The sequence below is a fragment of the Geomonas anaerohicana genome (genome assembly GCF_016458305.1).
GTDB classification, from domain to species: Bacteria; Desulfobacterota; Desulfuromonadia; order Geobacterales; family Geobacteraceae; genus Geomonas; species Geomonas anaerohicana.
In genome coordinates, this window is sequence record NZ_JAEMHL010000001.1 from 428,504 (window position 1) to 451,865 (window position 23,362).

Annotated in this window: 16 protein-coding genes; 9 read left to right on the forward strand and 7 right to left on the reverse strand. The window is 63.0% G+C overall.

Translation table 11 applies throughout. From position 1 onward, the window contains the following. Positions 1–203: 203 nt before the first annotated feature. Complete coding sequence (locus tag JFN91_RS01790; RefSeq protein ID WP_199387502.1) at positions 204–1,046, forward strand: epoxyqueuosine reductase; 843 nt, start codon at positions 204–206, stop codon at positions 1,044–1,046. Positions 1,047–1,167: 121 nt separating this feature from the next. Here the strand turns inward: JFN91_RS01790 and sucD are convergent, their stop codons facing one another. The 4 genes from sucD to JFN91_RS01810 form a co-directional block, all read right to left on the reverse strand. Further along, positions 1,168–2,061: a succinate--CoA ligase subunit alpha gene (gene sucD, locus JFN91_RS01795; protein ID WP_199387503.1), complete on the reverse strand. Its 894-nt coding sequence runs from the start codon at positions 2,059–2,061 to the stop codon at positions 1,168–1,170. Positions 2,062–2,085: 24 nt separating this feature from the next. Further along, the gene (gene sucC / locus JFN91_RS01800) at positions 2,086–3,243 is read right to left on the reverse strand and encodes an ADP-forming succinate--CoA ligase subunit beta (RefSeq protein WP_199387504.1); all 1,158 of its coding nucleotides are present in this window, start codon (positions 3,241–3,243) and stop codon (positions 2,086–2,088) included. Between the two features lie 228 nt (positions 3,244–3,471). Continuing rightward, the gene (locus JFN91_RS01805; RefSeq protein ID WP_199387505.1) at positions 3,472–3,789 is read right to left on the reverse strand and encodes a hypothetical protein; all 318 of its coding nucleotides are present in this window, start codon (positions 3,787–3,789) and stop codon (positions 3,472–3,474) included. Positions 3,790–3,942: 153 nt separating this feature from the next. Next, complete coding sequence (locus JFN91_RS01810) at positions 3,943–4,437, reverse strand: hypothetical protein (RefSeq protein WP_199387506.1); 495 nt, start codon at positions 4,435–4,437, stop codon at positions 3,943–3,945. Between the two features lie 200 nt (positions 4,438–4,637). On the opposite strand from JFN91_RS01810, the gene msrB reads away from it, so the two are divergent. The 5 genes from msrB to corA all read left to right on the forward strand — a co-directional run bounded on the left by msrB (position 4,638) and on the right by corA (position 9,540). After that, positions 4,638–5,153, forward strand: a complete 516-nt coding sequence (msrB, locus tag JFN91_RS01815) for a peptide-methionine (R)-S-oxide reductase MsrB (protein ID WP_215907238.1) — start codon at positions 4,638–4,640, stop codon at positions 5,151–5,153. Positions 5,154–5,357: 204 nt separating this feature from the next. Then, a complete protein-coding gene (gene msrA, locus JFN91_RS01820; protein ID WP_236014906.1) occupies positions 5,358–5,915 on the forward strand; it encodes a peptide-methionine (S)-S-oxide reductase MsrA in 558 nt (185 codons plus the stop codon). Positions 5,916–6,096: 181 nt separating this feature from the next. After that, complete coding sequence (polX, locus tag JFN91_RS01825) at positions 6,097–7,827, forward strand: DNA polymerase/3'-5' exonuclease PolX (RefSeq protein ID WP_199387508.1); 1,731 nt, start codon at positions 6,097–6,099, stop codon at positions 7,825–7,827. Between the two features lie 187 nt (positions 7,828–8,014). Next, positions 8,015–8,479: an EVE domain-containing protein gene (locus tag JFN91_RS01830; protein WP_199387509.1), complete on the forward strand. Its 465-nt coding sequence runs from the start codon at positions 8,015–8,017 to the stop codon at positions 8,477–8,479. Then, positions 8,476–9,540, forward strand: coding sequence for a magnesium/cobalt transporter CorA (gene corA / locus JFN91_RS01835; RefSeq protein ID WP_199387510.1), 1,065 nt, complete (start codon positions 8,476–8,478; stop codon positions 9,538–9,540). Before JFN91_RS01830 ends, corA begins: the two co-directional genes overlap by 4 nt. A gap of 150 nt (positions 9,541–9,690) precedes the next feature. Here the strand turns inward: corA and pepN are convergent, their stop codons facing one another. Beyond that, positions 9,691–12,333, reverse strand: a complete 2,643-nt coding sequence (gene pepN / locus JFN91_RS01840) for an aminopeptidase N (RefSeq protein ID WP_199387511.1) — start codon at positions 12,331–12,333, stop codon at positions 9,691–9,693. 227 nt (positions 12,334–12,560) lie between these two features. Between pepN and JFN91_RS01845 the strand changes: the two genes are divergently transcribed. The 3 genes from JFN91_RS01845 to JFN91_RS01855 all read left to right on the forward strand — a co-directional run bounded on the left by JFN91_RS01845 (position 12,561) and on the right by JFN91_RS01855 (position 16,300). Beyond that, a complete protein-coding gene (locus tag JFN91_RS01845) occupies positions 12,561–13,478 on the forward strand; it encodes a CopD family protein (protein ID WP_199387512.1) in 918 nt (305 codons plus the stop codon). A gap of 37 nt (positions 13,479–13,515) precedes the next feature. After that, positions 13,516–14,742: a GGDEF domain-containing protein gene (locus JFN91_RS01850; RefSeq protein ID WP_328745383.1), complete on the forward strand. Its 1,227-nt coding sequence runs from the start codon at positions 13,516–13,518 to the stop codon at positions 14,740–14,742. A 271-nt stretch (positions 14,743–15,013) separates the two neighbouring features. Next, the gene (locus JFN91_RS01855) at positions 15,014–16,300 is read left to right on the forward strand and encodes a nitrite/sulfite reductase (protein WP_215907239.1); all 1,287 of its coding nucleotides are present in this window, start codon (positions 15,014–15,016) and stop codon (positions 16,298–16,300) included. Between the two features lie 235 nt (positions 16,301–16,535). Here JFN91_RS01855 and JFN91_RS01860 read toward each other — a convergent pair whose 3' ends face one another. Together JFN91_RS01860 and JFN91_RS01865 are read right to left on the reverse strand one after the other, a co-directional pair. Beyond that, positions 16,536–19,226: a cache domain-containing protein gene (locus tag JFN91_RS01860; RefSeq protein WP_215907240.1), complete on the reverse strand. Its 2,691-nt coding sequence runs from the start codon at positions 19,224–19,226 to the stop codon at positions 16,536–16,538. 530 nt (positions 19,227–19,756) lie between these two features. Continuing rightward, on the reverse strand, positions 19,757–23,203 hold the full coding sequence (locus JFN91_RS01865) for a pyruvate carboxylase (RefSeq protein WP_199387514.1): 3,447 nt from the start codon (positions 23,201–23,203) through the stop codon (positions 19,757–19,759). Between the last annotated feature and the right edge of the window lie 159 nt (positions 23,204–23,362).

Below are 23,362 nucleotides of genomic sequence, written 5' to 3' on the forward strand. Positions count from 1 at the left end.
ACGTGTTGTAAACAAAAGAGCTGGTGTTGGTGAAAAATAATGTATTGTCCGCTGCCACCCTCACCCTAGCCACTCCCGGAGGGAGGGGGGACGTGGCAGCATCTGGTCGAAGATGATGGCGAATCAGGAAAAAGGATGGCTGTCGTTGCAGATCGTGATAAGGTGTCCTGGCCGTTTCTGTAACTTGCCAGGAGGTGTCAGAGATGAGAGAAGCCCTGTGCCGGATGATCGAGCGGTTCGTCCAGGAGGAGCCGGGTAACCGGTTCCCGGATGACAGTGCGCCCTACTTCACCGAGCCGTTGCTCGGCTTCGCGGCTGCCGATGATCCTTTATTCACGCAGTACCAGACCGTGATCGGCCCCTTCCATCTCACCCCGACGGAACTCGCGCAGCGGGAAGACCCGCCCTGGCAACCGGCCACGGTCATCTGCTGGGCCCTCCCCATCTCGGAACAGACCCGCCGTAGCAACCGCAGCGAGACCACCTATCCCTCCCGCGCCTGGGCGCTGACCAGGCAGCACGGCGAAGCCTTCAACGCTGCCCTGCGCCGCCAGGTGGTGCAGTTCCTGGTCGATGCCGGTTACCGCGCCTTCGCGCCGCAGTTGCACCCGGCCTGGCGGGAGTACCCGGACTCACCGGTCGGGATCGCGTCTTCCTGGTCGGAGCGCCACGCCGCCTACGCTGCGGGGCTGGGGACCTTCAGCCTCAACGACGCCCTGATCACCTCCCGCGGCATCGCTCACCGACTAGGTAGCGTCGTCACCGACCTCGCCATCGAGCCGAGCACGCGGCCGTGGAGCGATCACCGATCCAACTGCCTGTGGTACCGGGAGGGGAGCTGCGGGGCGTGCATCGGACGCTGTCCGGTCGGTGCGCTTTCCAGGGACGGGCATGACAAGGCCATTTGCCGCGGCTACGTTTATGGGACGGTCCCCGGGGCAGTGGGCGAACGGTATGGGGTCACCAGCACCGGCTGCGGCCTGTGCCAGACCAGGGTCCCCTGCGAGGAGAGGATTCCGGTGGGTAAAAAAACTCCCTCACCCTGACCCTCTCGCTGAGGGAGAGGGGATGTGGACCTCTATGGTGAAAGATGGTAAGGGATAGAAAAGAAAGGGGCACCCCCGTGAGGAGGTGCCCCTTTTTACGTTGCTGCCCGGACCGGCATCGTCACTTCTTCTTGCCGTTCCCCTTGGCGCCGATGGCTGTCTGCATCGCCTCGCCCATCTTGGTCGGGCTGGAGGCGACGGTCACGCCGCACTCGGTGAGGGTGCGAATCTTGTCCTCCGCCTTGCCCTTGCCCCCGGTGATGATGGCGCCGGCGTGCCCCATCCTCTTGCCCGGCGGCGCGGTGACCCCGGCGATGAAGGCCGCCACCGGCTTTTTCATGTGCTCCTGGATCCAGTGCGCGGCGTCCTCCTCGGCGGATCCCCCGATTTCACCGATCATGAACACCCCTTCCGTGCCCGGGTCCTCGTTGAAGAGCTTGAGCACGTCGATGAAGTTCATGCCGATGATGGGGTCGCCCCCGATCCCGACGCAGGTCGATTGGCCGAGCCCCATGTCGGTGAGCTGTTTGACCGCCTCGTAGGTGAGGGTGCCGGAGCGCGAGACGACGCCGATCTTGCCCGGCCTGTGGATGTGCCCGGGCATGATGCCGATCTTGCACTCGCCGGGCGTGATCACGCCGGGGCAGTTGGGGCCTACCAGGCGCATCTTGCTCTGCTTGAGCACCGCCTTCACCGGGACCATGTCGCGCACCGGGATCCCCTCGGTGATGCAGACGGCGAGCTCGAGGCCGGCTGCCGCCGATTCGAGGATGGCGTCGGCGGCCCCCGGCGGCGGCACGAAGATCATGGAGACGTTGGCGTTGGTGTACTTCACCGCCTCGGCCACGGTGTTGAAGACCGGGATCCCCTCGATGTGGATGCCGCCCTTGCCGGGCGTGACACCGGCCACGATGTTGCTGCCGTACTCACGGCACTGCTGGGTGTGAAACAGGCCGCTGCGGCCGGTGATCCCCTGCACTACTATCCTGGATGAATTGTTGATCAATATGGACATAGGCTTATCTCCCGAATATGTAGATTACCCCAGCATTCCCACGATCTTCGAGGCGGCATCGCCCAGGTTGTCGCTGCACTGGACGTTCAGGCCGCTCTCGGTGAGGAGCCGTTTCCCTTCTTCGACCTGGCTGCCGTCCATGCGCACCACGATGGGGAGGGTGCAGTTCACCTCGCTGGCCGCCTCGATGATACCGTGGGCGATCACGTCGCAGCGCATGATGCCGCCGAAGATGTTGACGAAGATCCCTTTCACGTCGGCGTCCTGCAGGATGATCTTGAAGGCCTCCGCCACCTTCTCACGGGTGGCCCCACCCCCGACGTCGAGGAAGTTGGCGGGCTCCCCGCCGAACTCCTTGAGCACGTCAAGCGTGGCCATGGCCAGCCCGGCGCCGTTGACCAGGCAGCCGATGGAGCCGGAGAGCTTGATGTAGGCCAGGTCGTACTTGCCGGCGTTGATCTCCAGCGGGTCGAGCTGGGAGTAGTCCATCATGTCGGGATATTCACGGTGCCTGAAGATGGCGTTGTCGTCGAAGGTGATCTTGGCGTCCATGGCCATGAGCCATCCGGCCCTGGTGACCACCAGCGGGTTGATCTCCACCAGCGCGCAGTCCTTCTCCAGGCAGACCCGGTACAGGTTTTGGATCAGGTTGACGCAGTCCTCGCAGACGCTCCCGGACAGGCCGAGCTGCAGGGCGATCTGCCGTGCCTGGTACGATCTGAGCCCGAGGAACGGGTCGATGGTCAGGGTGTGGATCTTCTCCGGTGTCTTGGAGGCGACCTCCTCGATTTCCATGCCGCCTTCGGCGGAGGCGATCAGGACGTAGCGGGACGTGCTCCGGTCCAGGGTGATGGAGAGGTAGAACTCGCGGGCGATCTCCACCGCCTCCTCTACCAGTATGCGCCGGACCTTGAGCCCTTCGGGGCCGGTCTGGGGCGTGACCAGGGTCTTGCCGAACAGTTCCTTCGCGTACTCCTGGGCCTGTTCCGGATGGTGCACGAGCCTGACGCCGCCCGCCTTGCCGCGTCCGCCGGCATAGATCTGCGCCTTGACCACGCAGCGCCCCCCCATCTCCTTGGCTGCCCGCTCCACCTGGTCGGCGGTGAGCGCGACGCGACCACGAGGGATGGGGATGCCGAACGAATTCAGTATCTCCTTGGCCTGATACTCATGAATGTTCATCCTGTTCTCCTATGGTGCCGCTTTGGATTTAGCCTGATGCAGCTTGTGTTAAGAAGGTAAGCTTTCAGAATCGTGGGGGTATGGCGGAGCGACCGGAGGCGCCTCCCGTACTCTTATCGGCACGTCGTCGCTGGAAATTCAAATTAAGATCAAATACTATCACAATTAAAAAAAAGAGAAGCCCGACGGGGCTTCTCTTTTGACCTTTCCTTCACCTTTTGCCTGCCGCTATCTGGTCTGGATTCTGCGGCGTACCTCGATTCTTTCCGTGCCTTTGCTGCACTGCAGTTCGACGTCGGAAGACGCAGTAAAGTTGCCGCCAGGGTTCTTGCGGGCGGCGCGACCCTGTCGCTCCAGCGCGATCTTCCTGCACTTTTCCAGCACTGCCTGGACGTCGTCACCGGTCACGTCGGCGACCTCGAAACGGTGCTTGCGTGCCACGATCCCTTCCCCCTGGGTGCTGATGATGTTCCCCCGGCAGACGAGTTCTTCGGCGCCGGCAGTACCGGCCAATAACAGCAAAATGCCTACGACAAGGACTTTCATTACCGCCTCCGCTTCCGAGGGACTGGCTCCGCGAGGTGCCTGTCCCCTTAGTGCTCGGGTAAGCTGGCGGAGCGGAATAGAGCGTACCGCTAGAGGGACAGGCACCAGTCGGAGCCAGTACCTTCTGCTAAGTGTATGATACCAGCCCAACCGCTACTCCTCGCCGGTGTTGTTGCTGCGCCTGCCCTGGGCCCGGAGCTCCCTGCGCGAGAGCCGCCCCGGGGCGCGTGTCGAGTTTTGGGCGGCGGGCGCGCGCTCTGCCACCGGCGGCGTCGGGGATACAGCGGCTGCCGCAGGTGCACCCGCCGCCTGAGGCGCAGCCGCCTGGGGGGGCTGCGGTGGTTCCGGCGCGGCCGTGGGCAGCATCGACGGGGCTTGCTGCACCAGCTGCGGTCGGGCGGGTGCGGGCGCGGTGCTGCGGCCCGCAGTGGCAGGTGCTGCCGGTGTTGGCGGCTGTGCCGTCGCCAGGCCTCCCAGTTTGCCGGTTGCCACGTCGAGCACCCGCGCCTTTTTCAGGTAGCGCGCCGGGATCTCGTGCAGGCTGTTGGTGTAGAACCTGGTCCCGGTGCTGTCTTTCCAGGTGTAGATGTCGGCGCAAGCAGCCGTTGCAGTCATAAAAACCATCAGGACTACCAAAAGACCCTTCATTTTACCTCCCAGGCAATGCAGGCAACGTCACTTATTATTCAGGATATCCCCTTCTGCTTCAAGCCAAAAAGGTGAAGATACTTTTCGGCAGATGTGGCTCTTTCTTAACCAGGTGCCCGTCATGCAATATTTGGCCGCCTATGCTATCCTAAGGGTTATGCAAGAGGATATGTTTTCAACAACCTACAGGAGATCGCGCCATGAACTTAGGAAGACTCATTCTGGTTTTTTTGTTCTTTCTCGCGGCGGCAGTAGGTATCGAAGCTGACGCCGCTTCCCGTATCAAGGTCTATTCAGCCGAAAAGGGGAACTACATCATGTCTGACGAGGTAGTGAAAACCAACGCGGAATGGAAGAAGATATTGACCCCTGAGCAGTATCACATCCTTCGGGAAAAGGGGACCGAGCGTGCCTTCACCGGCAAATATGCAGCTACCCATGATCACGGTATCTACCGTTGCGCCGGGTGCGGATTGGACCTTTTCAAGTCCGAGGACAAGTTCGAATCCGGTACGGGGTGGCCCAGCTTTACCCAGCCGATAGCCAAGGAAAACGTGAAGACCGAGACCGACCGCAGCTTCTTCAGCACGCGGACCGAAGTGTTGTGCCGCCGCTGCGGTGGCCACCTGGGGCATGTCTTCAACGACGGACCCAAGCCCACCGGGCTGCGCTACTGCATGAACTCCGCCGCGCTGCAGTTCGTGGCGACCAAGTAAGAGGGAGACGGATAGAAACCCGAAGGCTTTAACGCAAAGGCGCCAAGGCGCAGAGGCGCGGCGGGAACCTCTAAAAACTTTGACTGCTTGTCTTGGCGACTTTGCGCCTCCGCGTCTTTGCGTTGAGGCAGTTGTGGTTTTGGGGGAGGCATCAACATGAAAACTCTGACTTTCCTGGCGACTGCCTTGCTGCTTGTCCTAGCCATGGCAGGTTCTTTGCCGGCCGCGCAGTTGCAGAAGGCGACTTTTGCCGGCGGCTGCTTCTGGTGCATGGAGCATCCCTTCGACGAACTGCCGGGGGTGGTGTCGGTGACGTCGGGCTATACCGGCGGCCACGTGAAGAACCCGACCTACGAGCAGGTCTCCGCGGGAGGCACCGGCCATGCTGAATCGGTGCAGGTCCTGTACGACCCGACCAAGATCAGTTACGACATGCTGCTCAACCGTTACTGGCACAACATCGACCCCACGGTAAAGGATCGCCAGTTCTGCGACGTCGGGCATCAGTACCGGAGCGCGATCTTCTATCATAACGAAGAGCAGCACCGCCTGGCCCTGCAGTCAAAGCAGACTCTCGAGAAGAGCAGACAGTTGAAGGCGCCCATTCAGACTGAAATCGTTGCGGCGACCGAATTCTACCCGGCGGAAGAATATCACCAGCACTATTACAAGAAGAACCCGCTGCGGTATTCTTACTACCGCCTGAGCTGCGGCCGGGATCACAGGCTGAAGGAACTCTGGGGCGACCAGGCAGGGAAGTGATAGAGGACCTGAAAATTCCCCCTTGTCAAAGGGGGATTTAGGGGGGGGTGCTTTTTGTTTGAAGCGGCAAATCCCCCCCGGCCCCCCTTTGACAAGGGGGGAGCCGTTTGCGGCAGGTTTAAGTTGAACATTGAACGTCGAACCTAGAACGTAGAACTCGCCGTTGGCCTCGGGGGATGCCATGAAGAACCGAGAGATAGCCAGGATGTTCGATGAGATAGCAGACATCATGGAAATCCGGCAGGACAACGTCTTCAAGATCAGGGCCTACCGGCGGGCGGCGCTCAACCTGGAAGGGCTGAACCGGGACCTGGCTCAGATGTCGCACAAGGAACTCCTGGAGATCCCGGGGATAGGCGCGGACTTGGCCGCGCGCATCGAGGAGTACCTGCAGACCGGTACCACCGCCCACTACGACCAGCTCAAAAAGGAGGTCCCCGCCGGCGTCTTCACCCTGCTGGCGGTGCCCGACCTGGGGCCGAAGACGGCGAAGGCAATCTACGAGGCGCTGCAGATCACGAGCCTCGAGGAGCTGGAGCAGGCCGCGCGGGAACACCGCCTGAGCGGCATCAAGGGGATCAAGGAGAAGACCGAGGAGAATATCCTGAAGGGGATCCAGGCCGTCAAGCGCGGGCGCGAGCGGCAGCCGCTGGGACGGATGCTGCCGGCGGCGGAGGAACTGGTGGCGGCACTTAAACAGATGGCGCCCCTGGAGCGGATCGAGGTGGCGGGAAGCATCAGGCGCCGGCGCGACAGCATCAAGGATATCGACATCGTGGCGACGTCCCCCGATCCGGCGAGTGTCATGGAGGCCTTCCTGAACCTGACCCAGGTGCACGACGTGATCATGCGCGGCCCGACCAGGGCCAGCGTCACCATCCGCGAAGGGGTGCAGGTGGACCTGCGCGTGGTCGAGCCGGCTTCCTACGGCGCCGCGCTGGCCTACCTCACCGGCAGCCAGGCCCACAACGTTCGGCTGCGGGAAATGGCGCAGAAGCGGGGGCTGAAGATCAACGAGTACGGCATCTTCCGCGAGGAGGACAACGTCCGCCTGGGTGGTGAGAACGAGGAGGATGTCTACCGCCTGCTCGACCTTCCCTTCGTGCCGCCGGTCCTGCGCGAAGACCGCGGCGAGATCGAGGCGGCGCAGGCGGGGAAACTGCCGCAGTTGGTGACCAGGGAGCAGATCCTGGGGGACCTGCATGTGCATTCCCGCTGGAGCGACGGTGCCCACGGCATCGCCGAACTGGTGGAGGCGGCGCGCTTGCAGGGCCTTTCCTACCTTGCCGTGACCGACCATTCCCAGGGGCTCGGTGTGGCGCGCGGCCTGACGGTAGAGCGGCTCAAAGAGCAGCAGGCGGAGATCCGCGAGGTGAACCGCGAGCAGGAAGGGTTCCGGGTGCTGCACGGGACCGAGATGGACATCCGCGGCGACGGCACGCTGGATTTTCCGGACGACGTGCTCAAGGATCTCGACGTGGTGGTGGCATCGATCCACTCCGGCTTCAACAACTCCAAGGAAGTGATGACCGCGCGTATCGTGGCGGCGATGAGAAACCCGTACGTGCACATCATTGCCCATCCCACCGGACGCATCATCGGGGAACGGGAGGGCTACCAGCTGGACATGGAAGAGGTGCTCCAGGTGGCCAGGGAGACGGGGACGGCTCTCGAGATCAACGCGTACCCGCTGCGGCTGGACCTGGAAGACCGCTACGTGCGCCGCGCCAAGGAACTCGGCGTCAAGATCGCCATCAACACCGACACCCACGCCAAGATTCAGTTCGAGACCCTCCCCTGGGGCATCTCGGTCGCCCAGCGCGGTTGGCTGGAGCGGGAGGACGTGCTGAACACGCTGACGGCGGTGGAGCTTTTGAAAGTGTTGAAACGGAAGACGCGCAGACACCTGTAGGGGCGAATAATCATTCGCCCCACCTGTTGCAGCACCATCAGCATCTCGCTCCTCCCCCCGGAGGGGGAGGGGGGGAGGCCTTGAACTGCTTCCCCCTCCCCGACCCTCCCCCTCCGGGGGAGGGAGCAAGAAGACGGCCGCCTCCACGGGGAGGGGGTGACGAGCAAAGAAATGAAAGGAACACAACATGCCCAACTACTGGCTCTTCAAGAGCGAACCCTCCAGTTTCTCCCTCGATGATCTCAAGGGCCGCCCCGACGCCACCGAGCATTGGGACGGCGTACGCAACTTTCAGGCGCGCAACTTCCTGCGCGACCAGGTCCAGGTCGGCGACCTGGTGCTCTTCTACCACAGTAACATCGCGGAACCGGGCGTGGTCGGCATCGCCGAGGTGGTGAGAAGCGGGTACCCCGATTTCACCGCCTTCGATCCCAACAGCAAGTACTTCGATCCCAAGAGTGCGCCGGATAAGCCGACCTGGTACATGGTCGACGTGCGCTTCGTGCGTGAACTGCCGCGGCCGGTGACCCTCTCCGAGCTGAAGTCCATTCCCGAACTCGGGGGGATGGCCCTTTTGAACCGCAGCCGCCTCTCGATCCAGCCGGTGCGCAAGGAAGAGTGGGACCGCATCATGAGGCTCGCCGGACTATGACTTCGATAAAGAAGCGCTCGAAGAAAGCGGGACTGGCCCCGGGGACACTGATCCACATGGGGCGCGACAAGGCCGGCGCCACGAGGGTCGACCTGGTGCAGTACGACGAGACCCACCTCGAAAAGCACCCGGTCAGCTCGCTGGGTGAGTGCCTGATCAAGAAGGGCGGGCCGGGGGTGACCTGGGTTAACGTGGAGGGGCTGTCGGACCTCGAGGTGTTGCGGCATTTCGGCAGCTGCTACGGCATCCACCCGCTGGTCCTGGAAGACATCCTCGCCACGGACCAGCGCCCCAAGGCGGCCGACTACGGTGAGTACCTCTACGTCGTGCTGAAGATGATCGGTCTGGACGAGGGAACCGGCGAGATTAAGAGCGAACAGGTGAGCCTGGTGCTGGGACAGAACTACCTAATCTCATTCCAGGAGGGGCTGGAAGGGGACGTGTTCGAACAGGTGCGCGCCCGCCTGGCCAACGAGAAGTCCCGGCTGCGGGCCATGGGGGCGGACTTGCTGATGCACGCCCTTTTGGACGTGATCGTAGACCATTACTTCCTGGTGCTGGAGCAACTGGCGGACCGGATCGAGGATATCGAGGACGAACTGATCGACAACCCCACCACGGCGACGGTCCAGGCCATCTACCGGCTCAAGCGCCAGTTGCTCTTCCTGCACAAGGTGTTCTGGCCGCTGCGCGAGGTGGTGAGCAGCCTGCAGCGCCGTGATTCGCTGCTGATCCGGGACACCACGGTGATCTACCTGCGCGACCTTTACGACCACACCGTGCAGGTGCTCGACACCCTGGAGACGCTGCGCGAGATGCTCTCGGGCATGCTGGATATCTACCTCTCCAGCGTCTCGAACCGGTTGAACGAGGTGATGAAGGTGCTCACCATCATCGCCACCATTTTCATGCCGCTTTCCTTCATAGCGGGGTGGTACGGCATGAACTTTAAGGGAATGCCCGAGTTGGACCGGCCCTACGGCTACCCGGCGGTCATAGTGTTGTGCCTGTCCATCGCCGGCGGTATGCTGGTCTATTTCAAGAAGAAGCGCTGGCTGTAAAAAAAAGGGGGGACAGGCACCTGCGGAGCCAGTCCCCTTCCAACGGGCTCAGCCCCCAGAAACCAAATCCCCCCTGTCCCCCCTTCGCAAAGGGGGGAACCCTTGGGTCACGTTTTTGCGCTAAGCGACACCCTGGTGATTCCCCGATTACTACAGGCTTTTCGCCGCCAGCTCGTACACGTCCCTTGCCAGGCCTGGTTCTGCCAGGATGCGCTCCAGTTCCTTCTTCATGAGCTCCTGGCGGTGCAGGTCGTAGCGCCGCCACCGGCTGAAGGGGGTGAGCATGCGCGCGGCTATCTGCGGGTTGATCCCGTTCAGGCGCAGGATCTGGTCGCCCAGGAAGCGGTATCCCCTGCCGCCGGCATCGTGGAAGCGGACCTGGTTGCCCTGGCTGAAGGCGCCCACCAGCGAGCGGACCCGGTTCGGGTTGCGCAGGTCGAAGTCTGGGTGCTCCAGAAGCGCCAGCACCCGGTCCATGGTATCGGGCAGACGCGACAGCGCCTGGTGGGTGAACCACTTGTCGATGACGCCGCGGTCGCCGCGCCAGCACTCGTAGAAAGCCGCGAGCGCCTGCTCGCGCTCGGGGCAGGCACAGCTGGCCAGCGGGGCGAGCGCGCCCAGGCTGTCGGTCATGTTGTCGGCGCTTCGGTACTGGGTCATGCAGGCGTCGATCGCCTCCTGCCCCCCCGCCGCCATCAGGTAGCCCAGGCAGAGGTTTTTCAACCTGCGGCAGCCGGCCAGCCCGTCGTCGGGGCGGTAGGGGGCCTTGGGGGCGCAGGCGGCGCGCGCGGCGAAGAGTTCGGCGGCAAGGACCCGCCCTACCGTGGCCCGCACCAGCTCACGGGCCTGGTGGATGGCGTCGGGGTCGATCACCGCCATCTGCTCGGCGAGGTAGCTCTCGGTGGGGAGGGTGAGCGTCTCGGCCAGGAAGGCGCGGTCCTGGCGGTCGTCGGCAAGGAGCCTGCGGAAGGAGTCGATGAAGCTCTCCGGAACCTGCGCCTGGCGCCCCGCCTGGATCTCGCCGATCAGCGCCATGATCAGCTTCACCGCCTGCACCTGTCCCGCCTCCCAACGCACGAAGGGATCGCTGTCGCGGGTCATCAGGAGGTTCAGGTCGTCGTCACTGTAGGGATAGTCGAGCTTCACCGGCGCGCAGAAGTTGCGCAACAGCGACGGCACCGGGCGCTCTTCCAGCCCGACGAAGGTGAAGCTTTCCGTCTCCTGCCTAAGCTCCAGGACGCGGGAGGTCCCGACGGCTTGCGCCTCACCGGCGAGCTGGAGCGGCAACTCGTTGCCGTCCCGGTCCAAAAGCCCCATGGCGAGCGGGATGTGGAACGGCTTCTTCTCCGGCTGACCGGGAGTCGCCGGGCAGCTCTGGGTCACGGTCAGGGTGTAGCTGCCGTCTTCGGGGCGGTAGTCGTCCCGTACCGTCAAGGCCGGGGTGCCGGCCTGGTCGTACCAGAGCATGAACTGGGAGAGGTCGCGCCTGCCCGCGTCCGCCATGGCCTGCACGAACTCGTCGACCCGCACCGCCTGCCCGTCGTGACGCTCGAAGTAGAGGTCCATACCGGCCCGGAATCCCTCGCGCCCCAAAAGGGTCTGCAGCATCCGGATCACCTCGCCCCCCTTGTGATACACGGTCATGCTGTAGAAGTTGTTGATCTCCACGTACGACTCGGGGCGCACCGGGTGGGCCAGGGGGCTCGCGTCCTCGGCGAACTGCGCGCTGCGCAGGCTCTTCACGTCGGCGATCCTCTTCACCGGGCGCGACTGCATATCCGCGGAGAACTCCTGGTCGCGGAAGATGGTGAGCCCTTCCTTCAGGGAGAGCTGGAACCAGTCGCGGCAGGTGATCCGGTTGCCGGTCCAGTTGTGGAAATACTCGTGGCCGATGACCTCCTCGATGGCCTCGTAGTCGTCGTCGGTCGCGCTTGCCGGGCTCGCCAGCACGTAGCGCGAGTTGAAGACGTTCAGCCCCTTGTTCTCCATCGCCCCCATGTTGAAGTCGTCGACGGCCACCACCATGTAGGTGTCCAGGTCGTACTCGCGGCCGAACTGCTCCTCGTCCCAGCGCATGGCGCGCATCAGGGATCTGAGGGCATGTTCGCACTTGTCCTTGTTGCGCTCCTCCACGTAGATCTCGAGCTGCACCTGTCGTCCGCTCATGGTGGTGAAGCGGTCGGCGATGTGGACCAGGTCGCCGGCGACCACGGCGAAGAGATAGCTCGGCTTCTTGAAGGGGTCGTGCCAGACGGCGAAGTGGCGTCCGTCGGGGAGGTCGCCCTTGTCGACCAGGTTACCGTTGGCCAAAAGCACCGGACAACCCGCCTTGTCGGCGCGCAGGGTCACGGTGTAGACGGCCATGACGTCGGGACGGTCGGTGAAGTAGGTGATGTGTCTGAACCCCTCGGCCTCGCATTGGGTGCAGAGCATGGGGCCCGAGGCGTACAGGCCGGAGAGGGCGCTGTTCTCTTTCGGGTTGATCCGGGTTTCCACTTCGAGGACGAACCGCTCCGGAGGGGCGAGCAGGGTAAGGGAGGCGTCATCGACGCGGTAGGCGCCCTGCTCCAGTTCGACGCCGTCCAGCTTGAGCGACACCAGGGTCAGCTCCTCTCCGTCCAGCACCAGGGGGCTCACGCCGTTGCTGCGATCGTGGTTGCTGTGGATGGCGAGCCGGGATAGCACCCGGGTGTCCTCCGGGGACAGGTCGAAGGCGAGTTCCACTGTATCGACCAGGTAGTCGGGAACCTTGTAGTCCTTTTGATGGATGGTCTGGTGCTGGCACTGTGACATAGCGTTCCCTCTTTTCTCAGTTCGTATTGGCTGCGGCCAAGGGTGTTATTGTATCGGGAGCCACTCTTCTTTTCAATGGCCAGGGACGGGAGAGAGATAGATTTGATGAATGATGCCGCATGTTTGGGCAGACTATCCGCCGCGGGGCGTCGCCGGGTGCGCGAGGCCCGCACCGGGAAGCACCCCAATTTGTTGACTTTACTGGTGAATAAGGCTATACAGTCGGCATGAAAAGTCTGCTTCTCTCGTTACTTTTCCTGCTCTTCACTTCTCTTGCCGCTCCGGCCCTCCCTGCCAGTGCCACAGAGATCTACGCCCAACAGACCGGGAAGAGCTGCAACGCCTGCCATGTCGATCCCGCAGGGGGCGGCGAACTCACCGCGGCCGGCAAGGAATTTGCCGCCTCGCGTGCCGCGAAAACCGAGGCACCGCGGGTCGCCACGGCCGGCAAGGTGGTGCGCTTCGTGGCGGGCTACCTGCACATGCTGATCGCCATCCTGTGGTTCGGCACCATCCTCTACGTGCACCTGGTGCTCAAACCCGCCTATGCGGCGGGAGGGCTCCCGCGCGGCGAGGTCAAGGTGGGCGTGCTCTCCATGGTGGTGATGGGCATCACCGGGGCCATCCTCACCCACTTCCGGGTCACTTCCCTGGACATGCTGCTGCACACCCGCTTCGGGCTGCTGCTGCTCATCAAAATATCCCTCTACCTGGTTATGGTTTTCTCCGCCGCCTACGTGGTGCTGGTGATCGGACCCAAGCTGAAGGGGAAACGCCGCGAGCCGGTGACGCTGCCGGCCGGCAAGGAGCTGACGCTGGACGAGTTGACCTCATTCGACGGCAAGGAGGGGCGCCCCGCCTACTTCGCCTACGAGGGGAGGCTCTACGACGCGAGCGCCAGCCGGTTGTGGAAACAGGGGGTGCACATGGGGCGCCACCATGCCGGCGAGGACCTGAGCGAGGCGCTCAAGCTGGCGCCGCACGGGTCGGACAAGGTGCTGCTCATGCCCGACGTCGGGAGCCTGGCGGACGTGACCCAACGCAAGGCTCCGCTGCATGAGCGGGTCTTCTTCTTCATGGCCTACATGAACCTGAGTATCGTATTTCTGATCGTGCTGATCCTGTCCCTTTGGCGCTGGGCCTGATCGCACGATGCCCGGGTTACCCGGACAAGGACTGACCGTGAAGCTATTCCCCACCATATTCCAGGCCGACGCCAAGAAGGACCCAGATAGCCTGCTGCGCCTGTTCGTCTCAGTCGCCCTTGTTTCCATCATCGTCATCACCTCGCTTGCCGGCTACGCCTTCTACCAGGTTCTGCAAAAGAACCTGGTGGCCAGCGCGGAAGAGGACGCCATCAAGGTCAGCACCGCCCTCTCCGAGGATGAAAAGGCGCGCTTCACCATGGTCAAGAGCGACGGCACCGTCGCCGTCGAGGTGTCGCCCGATAATTTCTTCATCCTCGACCGGGATCTCCGGACGTTCCTCGCCCCATTCGACATCGTCAAGATCAAGATCTATTCGTCCGAGTACCGCATCGTGTACAGCACTGAGGCCAAGCTGATCGGCGAGGTGAACCGCGGCAACAAGCGGCTCGCCCGCGCCCTCGCCGGCGCCTTCGACTCCAAGCTCGAGCGCAAGGAAGAGGTGAAGGATCTCGCGGACGAACTTAAATTCAATGTGGACGTGGTGGAGACCTATATCCCCATCCGCGCCCGCGGCAAGGTAATCGGCAGCTTCGAGGTCTACATCGACGTCACCAAGTACCATCAGCAGACCATGAACGCGGCGCTCGTTTCACTGGGGGCGCTGTGCGGCATCCTGATGACGGTGTTCGGGATCTCTTTCGTGCTGATCAAACGCGGCACCAACGAGTTGAAGGAAACCCAGGAGATTCTCCGGAAGCAGACCCTGATCGACGGGCTGACCGGCACTTTCAACAAGCGGCAGATTGAGTTGATCGGGCGCAGGGAGTTCGCGCGCGCCCTGCGCCGCAGGGAGAAGGGGCTGGCTGACGCTGAGGTCGGTTTCATCATGATCGACATCGATCACTTCAAACAGGTGAACGACCGCTACGGTCACCTGGCCGGCGATCACCTGCTGCAGCAGTTCGCGGAAAGGGTGACGGCATCCTTACGCAGCTACGATTCCGTCGGGCGCTTCGGAGGCGAAGAGTTCCTGGTGGTGCTGCCGGGATCGGGGCGCGAACAGACCCTCAGCGTGGCGCACAAGATCTGGTCGCTGATCCGCGAAGAGCCCTTCCTGGTCGATGGCGAAACCCTGCGGGTCACCACCAGCGCCGGCGTCGCCAACGTACAGCACAGCGACGACGACCTGCTGCAGGTCCTGAAGCGTGCCGACCTGAACCTGTACCAGGCCAAGAGCGGCGGTCGGGACCGGGTCGTCTAGTCAGACGGCAGCACCCGTTCCGTTGGCGAGCCAGTCAGCGGACCCGCCCGGCCGCGGACGTCCTTCCGCATCTTCCACGCGCCACATTGACCGCGGCAGCAACTCGCCGCTTCCACCCCCGCTGGTACTCCTCCGGCTTCCCCTCCCGTCGTTCCCCCCGCACCCAGTTACCCCCGAGACGATTTTGAGATGACGGTGCCAGCCTAAAAAGTGTAGTATCGGGAGGCCGCACCGGCTCGCGGCAGACCAGACGTACCAGGAGAGCATTATCATGACCGACAAGAACCTGCGCCTCGAGGGGATCTACCCCCAGCGCCAGAAGGAATTTTTCATGCAGCGCGTCAAGCTTCCCGCCGGCATCATCTCGGCCGACCAGGCCCTCAAGGTGGCGCAGCTGGCCGGTCGTCACGCACGTGGCTTGGTCCACCTGACCACCAGGGGGAGCATCGAGCTGCACTGGCTCACCGAGGCGGACCTCCCGGTGGTGGCAGGACAACTGGCGCAGGTGGGTCTCTACAACCGCGGTGCCTGCGGCGGCGCCGTGCGCGGCGTCATCTGCGGCAGCCTCTCCGCCGCGGGCGCCCCGGCGCTCGAGGCGCTGGTCAGGAAGATCCACCGGCATTTCACCGGTAACCCCCGCTTCGAGAAGCTCCCCAAGAAGTTCAAGATCGGCGTCGAGGCGGACACCGCCAGCAAGAGGCACCTGATCCAGGACCTGGCCTTCGTCCCCGCGGCCTCCGACGACGGCAGGGCGCGCTACGACGTCTACGCGGCTGGCGGGCTCGGGCGCGAACCCCAGCCCGGATTTCTGCTGGTGCAAGGCGTAGCCGAGGAGGCCCTGATACCGCTCATCGAGCGGGTGCTGGTGGAGTACGAGGCGAACACGCCGCCGCCCAAGCGGCTGAAGTACCTCGTGGGGCAGATAGGACAGGAGGAGTTCCGGCGCAGGGTGTTGGGGGACGAGCTGGCAGAACTGCCGGTGTCGGCACCGACACTCACCGGGAGCCTGGTGCCGGTGCCGGCAGCGGTCGAGGACCGTCTGGAGGCGCACGTATTTGCAGGAGAGCTGGCGGCCGACGGTCTGGCTGCGCTGGCAGATGTCGCCGCCAGGTTCTGCGGCGGCATGCTCATGATCACGGGGAACCAGACCGTGGTCATGCACCTGGTTGAGGGGAGTGAGCGGGAAGAGGCGCTCAAGGCGCTGGCGCAGGCGGGTTTTGCCAATGAAAGTGTGGCGGAGCGGGTCGTGTTCCGGGTCTGCCCGGGCAGCCATGAGTGCATCATGGGGCTTGCTGCCACCCGCGACGTGGCGGCGGCCGTGGTGGCGGAGCTCGGGGCAGAGGCGCTCAAGCTTAGCTGGGCCATTTCCGGCTGCCCCAACTGCTGCGCCCAGCCGCAGCTGGCACAGGCGGGGATCGTGGCGTCGCGGCTGGTGAACGACCAGGCCGGGCGCGCCCCGCGTTTCGACCTCTACCGCGCCGGTGCCGGCGCCTTCGCCGAGCCGGTGCAGCAGGGACTCAACCTGACCGAGCTGCTGGCGGCCGTAAAGAAGATCTAGGACCGGTTCTACGTTCTACGTTAGTTCTCTTACCCCTCTCCCTCCGGGAGAGGGTGCCCGTAGGGCGGGTGAGGGCGATGCCATCTGCACCTCACCTGCCTCGTGCAATGCCCTCACCCCCGCCCCTCTCCCAAAGGGCGAGGGGAGCACACCTTCCTCACATCAGTACCTCGCTCCCGCTCCCGAACCTAGAACGTCGAACGTAGAACGTAGAACGTAGAACCTAGAACGGCCTCTAGTTTTCGTCCAGCAGCTCCCTCACCCGGGCCAGCAGCTCGTTGATCTTGATCGGCTTGGAAATGAAATGACGCGGATCGCCCATGGTGAGCGTGTCGGTGATGATGTCGGCGGTATAGCCGCTCATGAAGATGACCTTGACGCCGGGGGACTGCGCGGAGATGGCCTGGTAGGCGTCCCTGCCGTTCATGCGCGGCATGATCACGTCCATGATGATCAGCGCCACACTCCCCGCAGCCGCCTGGAACTTCTCCACGGCATCGACCCCGTCCACCGCCGTGATGACCCGGTAGCCAAAATCCTGCAGCAGCTCCCGCACCATGTCCCGTATCACCGCGTCGTCCTCGACCAGGAGCAGGGTCTCCTCGCCGCCATGCACGGCATCGTCGACGGCGACGCTCTCGCCGGGCGCGGGGAGATCGATCAGGGGAAGGTAGAGCCTGAATACCGTGCCGTGCCCCAACTCGCTGTAACAGTTGATGAAGCCGGAATGCTGCTTCACGATGCCGTACACCATGGCCAACCCCAGGCCGGTCCCCTTGCCCGGCTCCTTGGTGGTGAAAAAGGGCTCGAAGATCCGGTCCCTGGTTTTCTCGTCCATGCCGACACCGGTGTCGGCCACCGTGATCAGGGCGTAGCTCCCGGGGACGCCGTAGCCGTGCGCCGACACGAACTCTTGATCGAGCATGATGCGGTCGGTCGCGATGCTCAGTATGCCGCCGTCGACCATGGCGTCCCGGGCGTTCACGGCCAGGTTCATGATCACCTGCTCGATCTGCCCCGAATCCGCCAGTACCGAAAGCTCCTCGCCCCCCACCTGTATCCTGACCTCGATGTGTTCCGGGATCAGGCGGCGCAACATGACCTCGAGGTTCACCAAGATGGCATTCAGCCCCACGGGGGCCGGGTTGGTCACCTGTTTTCTGCTGTAGGCCAACAGGCTCCGGGTCAGGTTGGCGGCCCGCTCCGATGCCCGCAGGATCTCGCTTACCTTCCCCTGCAGGGGATGATCCTCCTCCAGCTGGACCTGCATCATGGTGCTGTAGCCGATGATGGCAGTGAGGATGTTGTTGAAGTCATGGGCGATGCCGCCGGTCAGGGTGCCGATCGCCTCCATCTTCTGGGACTGGGTCAACTGGTGTTCCAGTGCCCTCCTCTCTTCCTCGGCCTCGAGTCGTTCGGTCACGTCGTAGCAGGTCCCGATGTACCCAGCGAACCTGCCGTCCAGCCCGTTGAAGGGCCGCCCCATGTCGATGATCCAGCGGTAGCTGCCGTCGGTATGGCGCAGACGGTACTGCATCTGGAACGGTGCCCTCTGCGCGAAGGCGTCCCGGTAGGTTTTGAGGCAGTATCCCATGTCCTCGGCGTGCACGCCGGTGGCCCAGCCGTCCCCCAGTTCTTCCGACAGATCCCGCCCCGTGAAGTCGAGCCAGGTCCGGTTGAAGTAGTTCACCTTGCTGTCGGTGCCGGCGCGCCAGATCATGGCGGGGAAATTATCGAACAGGGTCAGGTAGAAGTCTGCGGAACGCTCCAGTTCCAGGAGCATGGTGTTGAAGGTGCGGGCCATCTGGCCGATTTCGTCGTCGGAGGTAACCGGAGCCAGTTTCTGCGAGAGGTCCCCCATGCTCGGGAGCAGCTCCAGGTGTCTGGTGAAGGAGGCCAGCGGCCTGGTGAGGTACTGCATGAAGGGCCAGACCAGGCACAGCGACAGGAGGGCGGCGACCAGGGAGCCGGCGATGAAATAGTTTCTGGCCGCATAGACCGGGGCGTAGGCTTCCTCTATGGGATAACTGACCGCAAGCACCCACCCCGTCGACTTCAGCCGCTTCACCGAGCGCAGCACGGGGATGCCGATCCGGGCCATGGTCTCGGCGGTGCCCTGGAAACCCTGCAGGGCGCGCTCCACCATCAGGTTCGTCCCCGGAGGATCCTGGCGCAGCACCCTGCGTTTGTCCGGGTGCATGAGGACGTTGCGCCGGCTGTCGTAGAGGGACAAAAAACCCCTCTTGCCCAGCTTCAGGTTCGCCAGCGAGCGCAGGAAGTGCTGCTCGCGCAGATCGATGCTCCCCCCGACGATGCCGGCGAGCTGGCGGTTTTTATTGAAGATGGGGACGGTGAACATGATGATGGGGTGGCTTTGCTTCTGCAGCGACGCGAAGGGCGGGGAAATGTAGGTGGTGCCGCGCTTCACGGTCTCCTTGTAGTACTCGCGGAAAGAGAAGTCCGTGCCGATGAAATTGAGGTTCCGCGGGGTGGCCGCAACCAGTTTGCCGGAGGCGGAGAAGAGGAAGAGCGAGTTGTCGAAAAAGGCATGCTGTTTCTGCTCGGCATCGAGCATGCGCTGGGCCTGTCCGGGGTGGTCCACGGCATCGGCGCCGAGGCGGCCGGAGAGGTTGTGCAGCACCTGGGTGAAGTCGAAGATCCGGTCGTCGACTTGGGCGGCCAACGAGTCCAGGAGGAGGGCTTGTTGCTGTGAGATGCTTTCTTTGAAGGTCTTCTCGAAGAACAGGTACGACCCGACCGCGGAAACGGCCATCAGCACCGCGACCAGGAGGAACACGGCCAGGGTCATCTTCGTCTTCATGCTGGTGAAAAGCACAAACGCTCCGGTGGCAGCCGGTTCGCGGTCCCGGCTGCTGTCACAGTCCCTGCTCCGGCACGCTGCCTCGCTGGCAGCCTCGTCAGTCATGCAGATTCTTATAAACCTTCTTGTGCCAATAACAACTTAGATGTGAGCTTTTAATATTTGTTTTTGCCAATACTTTAACTGTTTTTTATAGAAAAGCCAGTTCTTATGAGAGCTTTAACTAATTTTATGAGAGAGAAGATTTGTATGTGCCCAGTATTGAAAGACTTCTCAGCGGCGGGAAACTGCGGACCCGCCCCGCGCCGGAAGCAGGGGAACAGCCGCAGCGTCAATTTACTGTCGATTCTGGCGCAGACGGGGGCAAAGTGGACAACTATCAATGCTTTAGCGGCGTTTACGGTGTAGACTGCGGCTGGCAGTAGTTCTTCTATCCACGTCAGCTGTGGAAAACTATGTGGAGAAAAGGGGGTGGTCGGCATGAAAATACCGTAATGGGGAGGTCTCCAGCAGATTGCACTAATTTTAAGCAGTTAAAACCGGCGTGATTACAGGGGGCGCCAATGATTTGGCGCCGGCAATTGGAACACAAAAAAAGGGGGGCAGAGCCCCCCTTGTGACAGTACTGAATTTTACTATGCCATTACGAAAAGGAGCTCCTCTTTCTCGACCTTGCCCCCTTCCTTGCACTTCACCTCGGCGACGGTGCCGTCCTCCTTGGCCTTGATGTTGGTCTCCATCTTCATGGCCTCGGTGACGGCGAGGATGTCGCCCGCCTTGACCGCGTCACCGACCTTCACATTCAGCTTGATCACCTTGCCCGGCATGGGCGCGCCGACGTGCTTGGGGTTGCCCTTGTCGGCCTTCTCGTGGCCGCACTCGTCGCTTTGCACCGACTGGTCGCGCACGGTGACGCTCCTCGCGTTGCCGTTGAGCTCGAAGTAGATCTTCTTGGTGCCGTCGGGCTGGGTCTTGCCGATGGCGTTGAGCTTCACGATCAGCGTCTTGCCCGGCTGGAGCTCGATGGAGGTCTCCTGCCCCGGCTCCAGGCCGTAGAAGAAGATCGGGGTCGGAATCACCGATACGTCGGAGAACTCCTGGCGGTGCTTGGCGTATTCCACGTAGACGTTCGGATACATCATGTAGGACATGAGTTCTTCGTCGTTCACCGGGTGCCCCACCTTGGTCTCGGCGGCGGCGCGCTCCTTCTCGAAGTCGGCCGGCTCCAAAAGCTCGCCCGGGCGGCAGGTGATGGGCTCCTGCCCCTTGAGGATGATCTTCTGCAGCTCCTGCGGGAAGCCCTGGTAGGGTTGGCCGATCATCCCCTTGAAGAAGCCGACCACCGACTCGGGGAAGGCGAGGTCGGCGCCGGGGGCGAAGACGTCCTCGGGCTCCAGGTTGTTCTTCACCAGGAACATGGCCATGTCCCCCACCACCTTGGAGGAGGGGGTGACCTTGACCACGTCGCCGAAGAGGAGGTTCACCTTGTGGTACATCTCCTTGCACTCTTCCCAGCGCTCGATGAGGCCGAGGCCGGCGACCTGCGGCTTGTAATTGGAGTACTGCCCGCCCGGGATCTCGTGGTGGTACACCTCGGCGGTGCCGCTTTTCAGTCCCGACTCGAAGGGGGCGTAGTAGTCGCGCACCGTCTCCCAATAGTTGGCCAGCTGCTGCAGGCCGCGCTCGTTCACCTGCGGGTCGAATTCGGTCCCTTTCAGGGTCGCCACCAGCGCGTTGAGGTTCGGTTGCGAGGTGAGGCCGGAGATGGAGGAGAGTGCCGCGTCGACGATGTCGACGCCGGCCTGCGCCGCCATCAAGAGCAGCGCCCCGCCGTTGCCGGAGGTGTCGTGGGTGTGCAGGTGCACCGGGATGCCGATCTCCTCCTTGAGCGCCTTGACCAGCTGGTAGCCGGCGTAGGGTTTCAACAGGCCCGCCATGTCCTTGATGGCCAGGATGTGGGCACCCATCTTCTCCAGCTCCTTGGCCATGGACACGTAGTAGGAGAGCGGGTACTTGGTGCGGGTGGGATCGGAGATGTCGCCGGTGTAGCAGATGGCGGCCTCGCAGATCTTGCCCGACTTCTGTACCGCCTCCATGGCCACCTGCATGCCGCGGGTCCAGTTGAGCGAGTCGAAGACGCGGAAGACGTCGACGCCGGACTCCGCCGCCTGCGCCACGAAGCGCTGCACCACGTTGTCCGGGTAGTTGGTGTAGCCGACGGCGTTGGAGCCGCGCAGCAGCATCTGGAACAGGACGTTGGGGATCGCCTCGGTGAGGGCGTGCAGCCTCTGCCAGGGATCTTCCTTCAAAAAGCGCATGGAGACGTCGAAGGTGGCGCCCCCCCACAGCTCCAGGGAGAACAGGTCGCTGGCCAGGTGCGAGGTGGCGTCGGCGACCTTCAACAGGTCATAGGTTCTGACGCGGGTGGCCAAAAGCGACTGGTGCGCGTCGCGCATGGTCGTGTCGGTAAGGAGAAGCTTCTTCTGCTCCAGCACCCACTTGGCGAGCCCCTCGGCCCCTTTCTCGCGCAGGATGTCCTTGGTCCCCTTGGGCTTCTGGGCGAAGAGGTCGATCTGCGGCACGGCCGCCTCGATCAGGTCCGCGGAGCGCAGCGGTTTGGCGACGCCGGCCGAGCCGTTCACGATGACGTCGCCCAGGAAGTTGAGCACCTTGTTGGCGCGGTCCTTCTTCTCCGGGATCACCAAGAGCTCCGGGTGCTGGTCGATGAAGGAGGTGTTGCACTCGCCGGCCAGGAACACCGGGTGGGTGATCACGTTCTCCAGAAAACCGATGTTGGTCTTCACGCCGCGCACGCGGAATTCCTGGAGGCTCCTATCCATGATGTGGGCGGCCTCGGTGAAGGTGAGGCCCCAGGAACTGACTTTCACCAGCAGCGAGTCGTAGTGCGGCGTGATCTGGGCGCCGGTGAAGGCGTTGCCGGCGTCGAGGCGCACGCCGCAGCCGGCGGAGGAGCGGTAGGTGGTCAGGGTGCCGAAGTCGGGGGCGAAGTTGTTGGTCGGGTCCTCGGTGGTGATGCGGCACTGGATGGCGAAGCCGCGCATCTCGATGGAGCCCTGGTTGGGGATGTTGATCTCCGGGTCTGAGAGGCGTTTCCCCTCGGCGATCAGGATCTGCGCCTGCACCAGGTTGCGGCCGGTGATCATCTCGGTCACCGTGTGCTCGACCTGGATGCGCGGGTTCATCTCGATGAAGTAGTAGCGCCCTTCCTCGTCCAAAAGGAATTCGACGGTGCCGGCGTTACGGTAGCCGACCTGCTTGGCGATCTTCAGCGCGTCGGTGCACAGGGCGAGGCGGGTGTCGCCGGGGAGCGCCAGCGAGGGGGCGAACTCGACCACCTTCTGGTGGCGGCGCTGGATGGAGCAGTCGCGCTCGTAGAAATGCACCAGGCTGCCGTAACCGTCGCCCAGCACCTGCACCTCGATGTGCTTGGGGTTTTTCAGGTAGCGCTCGAGGAAGACCGAGGGGTCGCCGAAGGCGGCCTTCGCCTCGGAGGAGGCGGACTGCAGCCCCTCCAGGAGCTCCTTCTGGTTGGTGGCGACGCGCATGCCGCGACCGCCGCCGCCGGCCGCCGCCTTGATGATGATCGGGTAGCCGTGGTTCTTGGCGAAGATGAGGGCGTCTTCCTCGTGGACGATGGGCTCCTCGGTGCCGGGGACGGTGGCGACGCCGGCCGCCTTGGCCACCTTCCTCGCGGCCACCTTGTCGCCCAGGGCGCGCTGCATCTCGGCGGTCGGTCCGATGAAGGCGATGCCGTTTTGCTCGCACTTCTCGGCGAACTCGGCGTTTTCGGCCAGGAAGCCGTAACCGGGATGGATGGCGTCGACATCGCGCTTTTTGGCCAGGGCGATGATCTCGTCGATGCCGAGGTAGGCGTCGATGGGGGCTTTCCCCTTGCCGACCTGGTACGCTTCATCAGCCTTGTAGCGGTGCAGCGAGAGCTTGTCCTCTTCCGAATAGATGGCAACCGTGCTGATGCCGAGTTCGGTGCAGGCGCGGAAGATCCTGATTGCGATCTCCCCGCGGTTAGCTGCCATCACCTTCCTGAATTTCCGTGCTTCCATTTCCTCTCCTTTAGTGGGGGTATTTTTTTACCGAGACTAAAACAAATGGTGGAAATTTTATCGCCGTTTTAAAACAGCTGGCGCTGTATTGGTAAAACCAATTTTCCCTTAATTTTTGAGGGGTTAATTGTGTATTCAAAGGGAGGCATATAAAAGCAG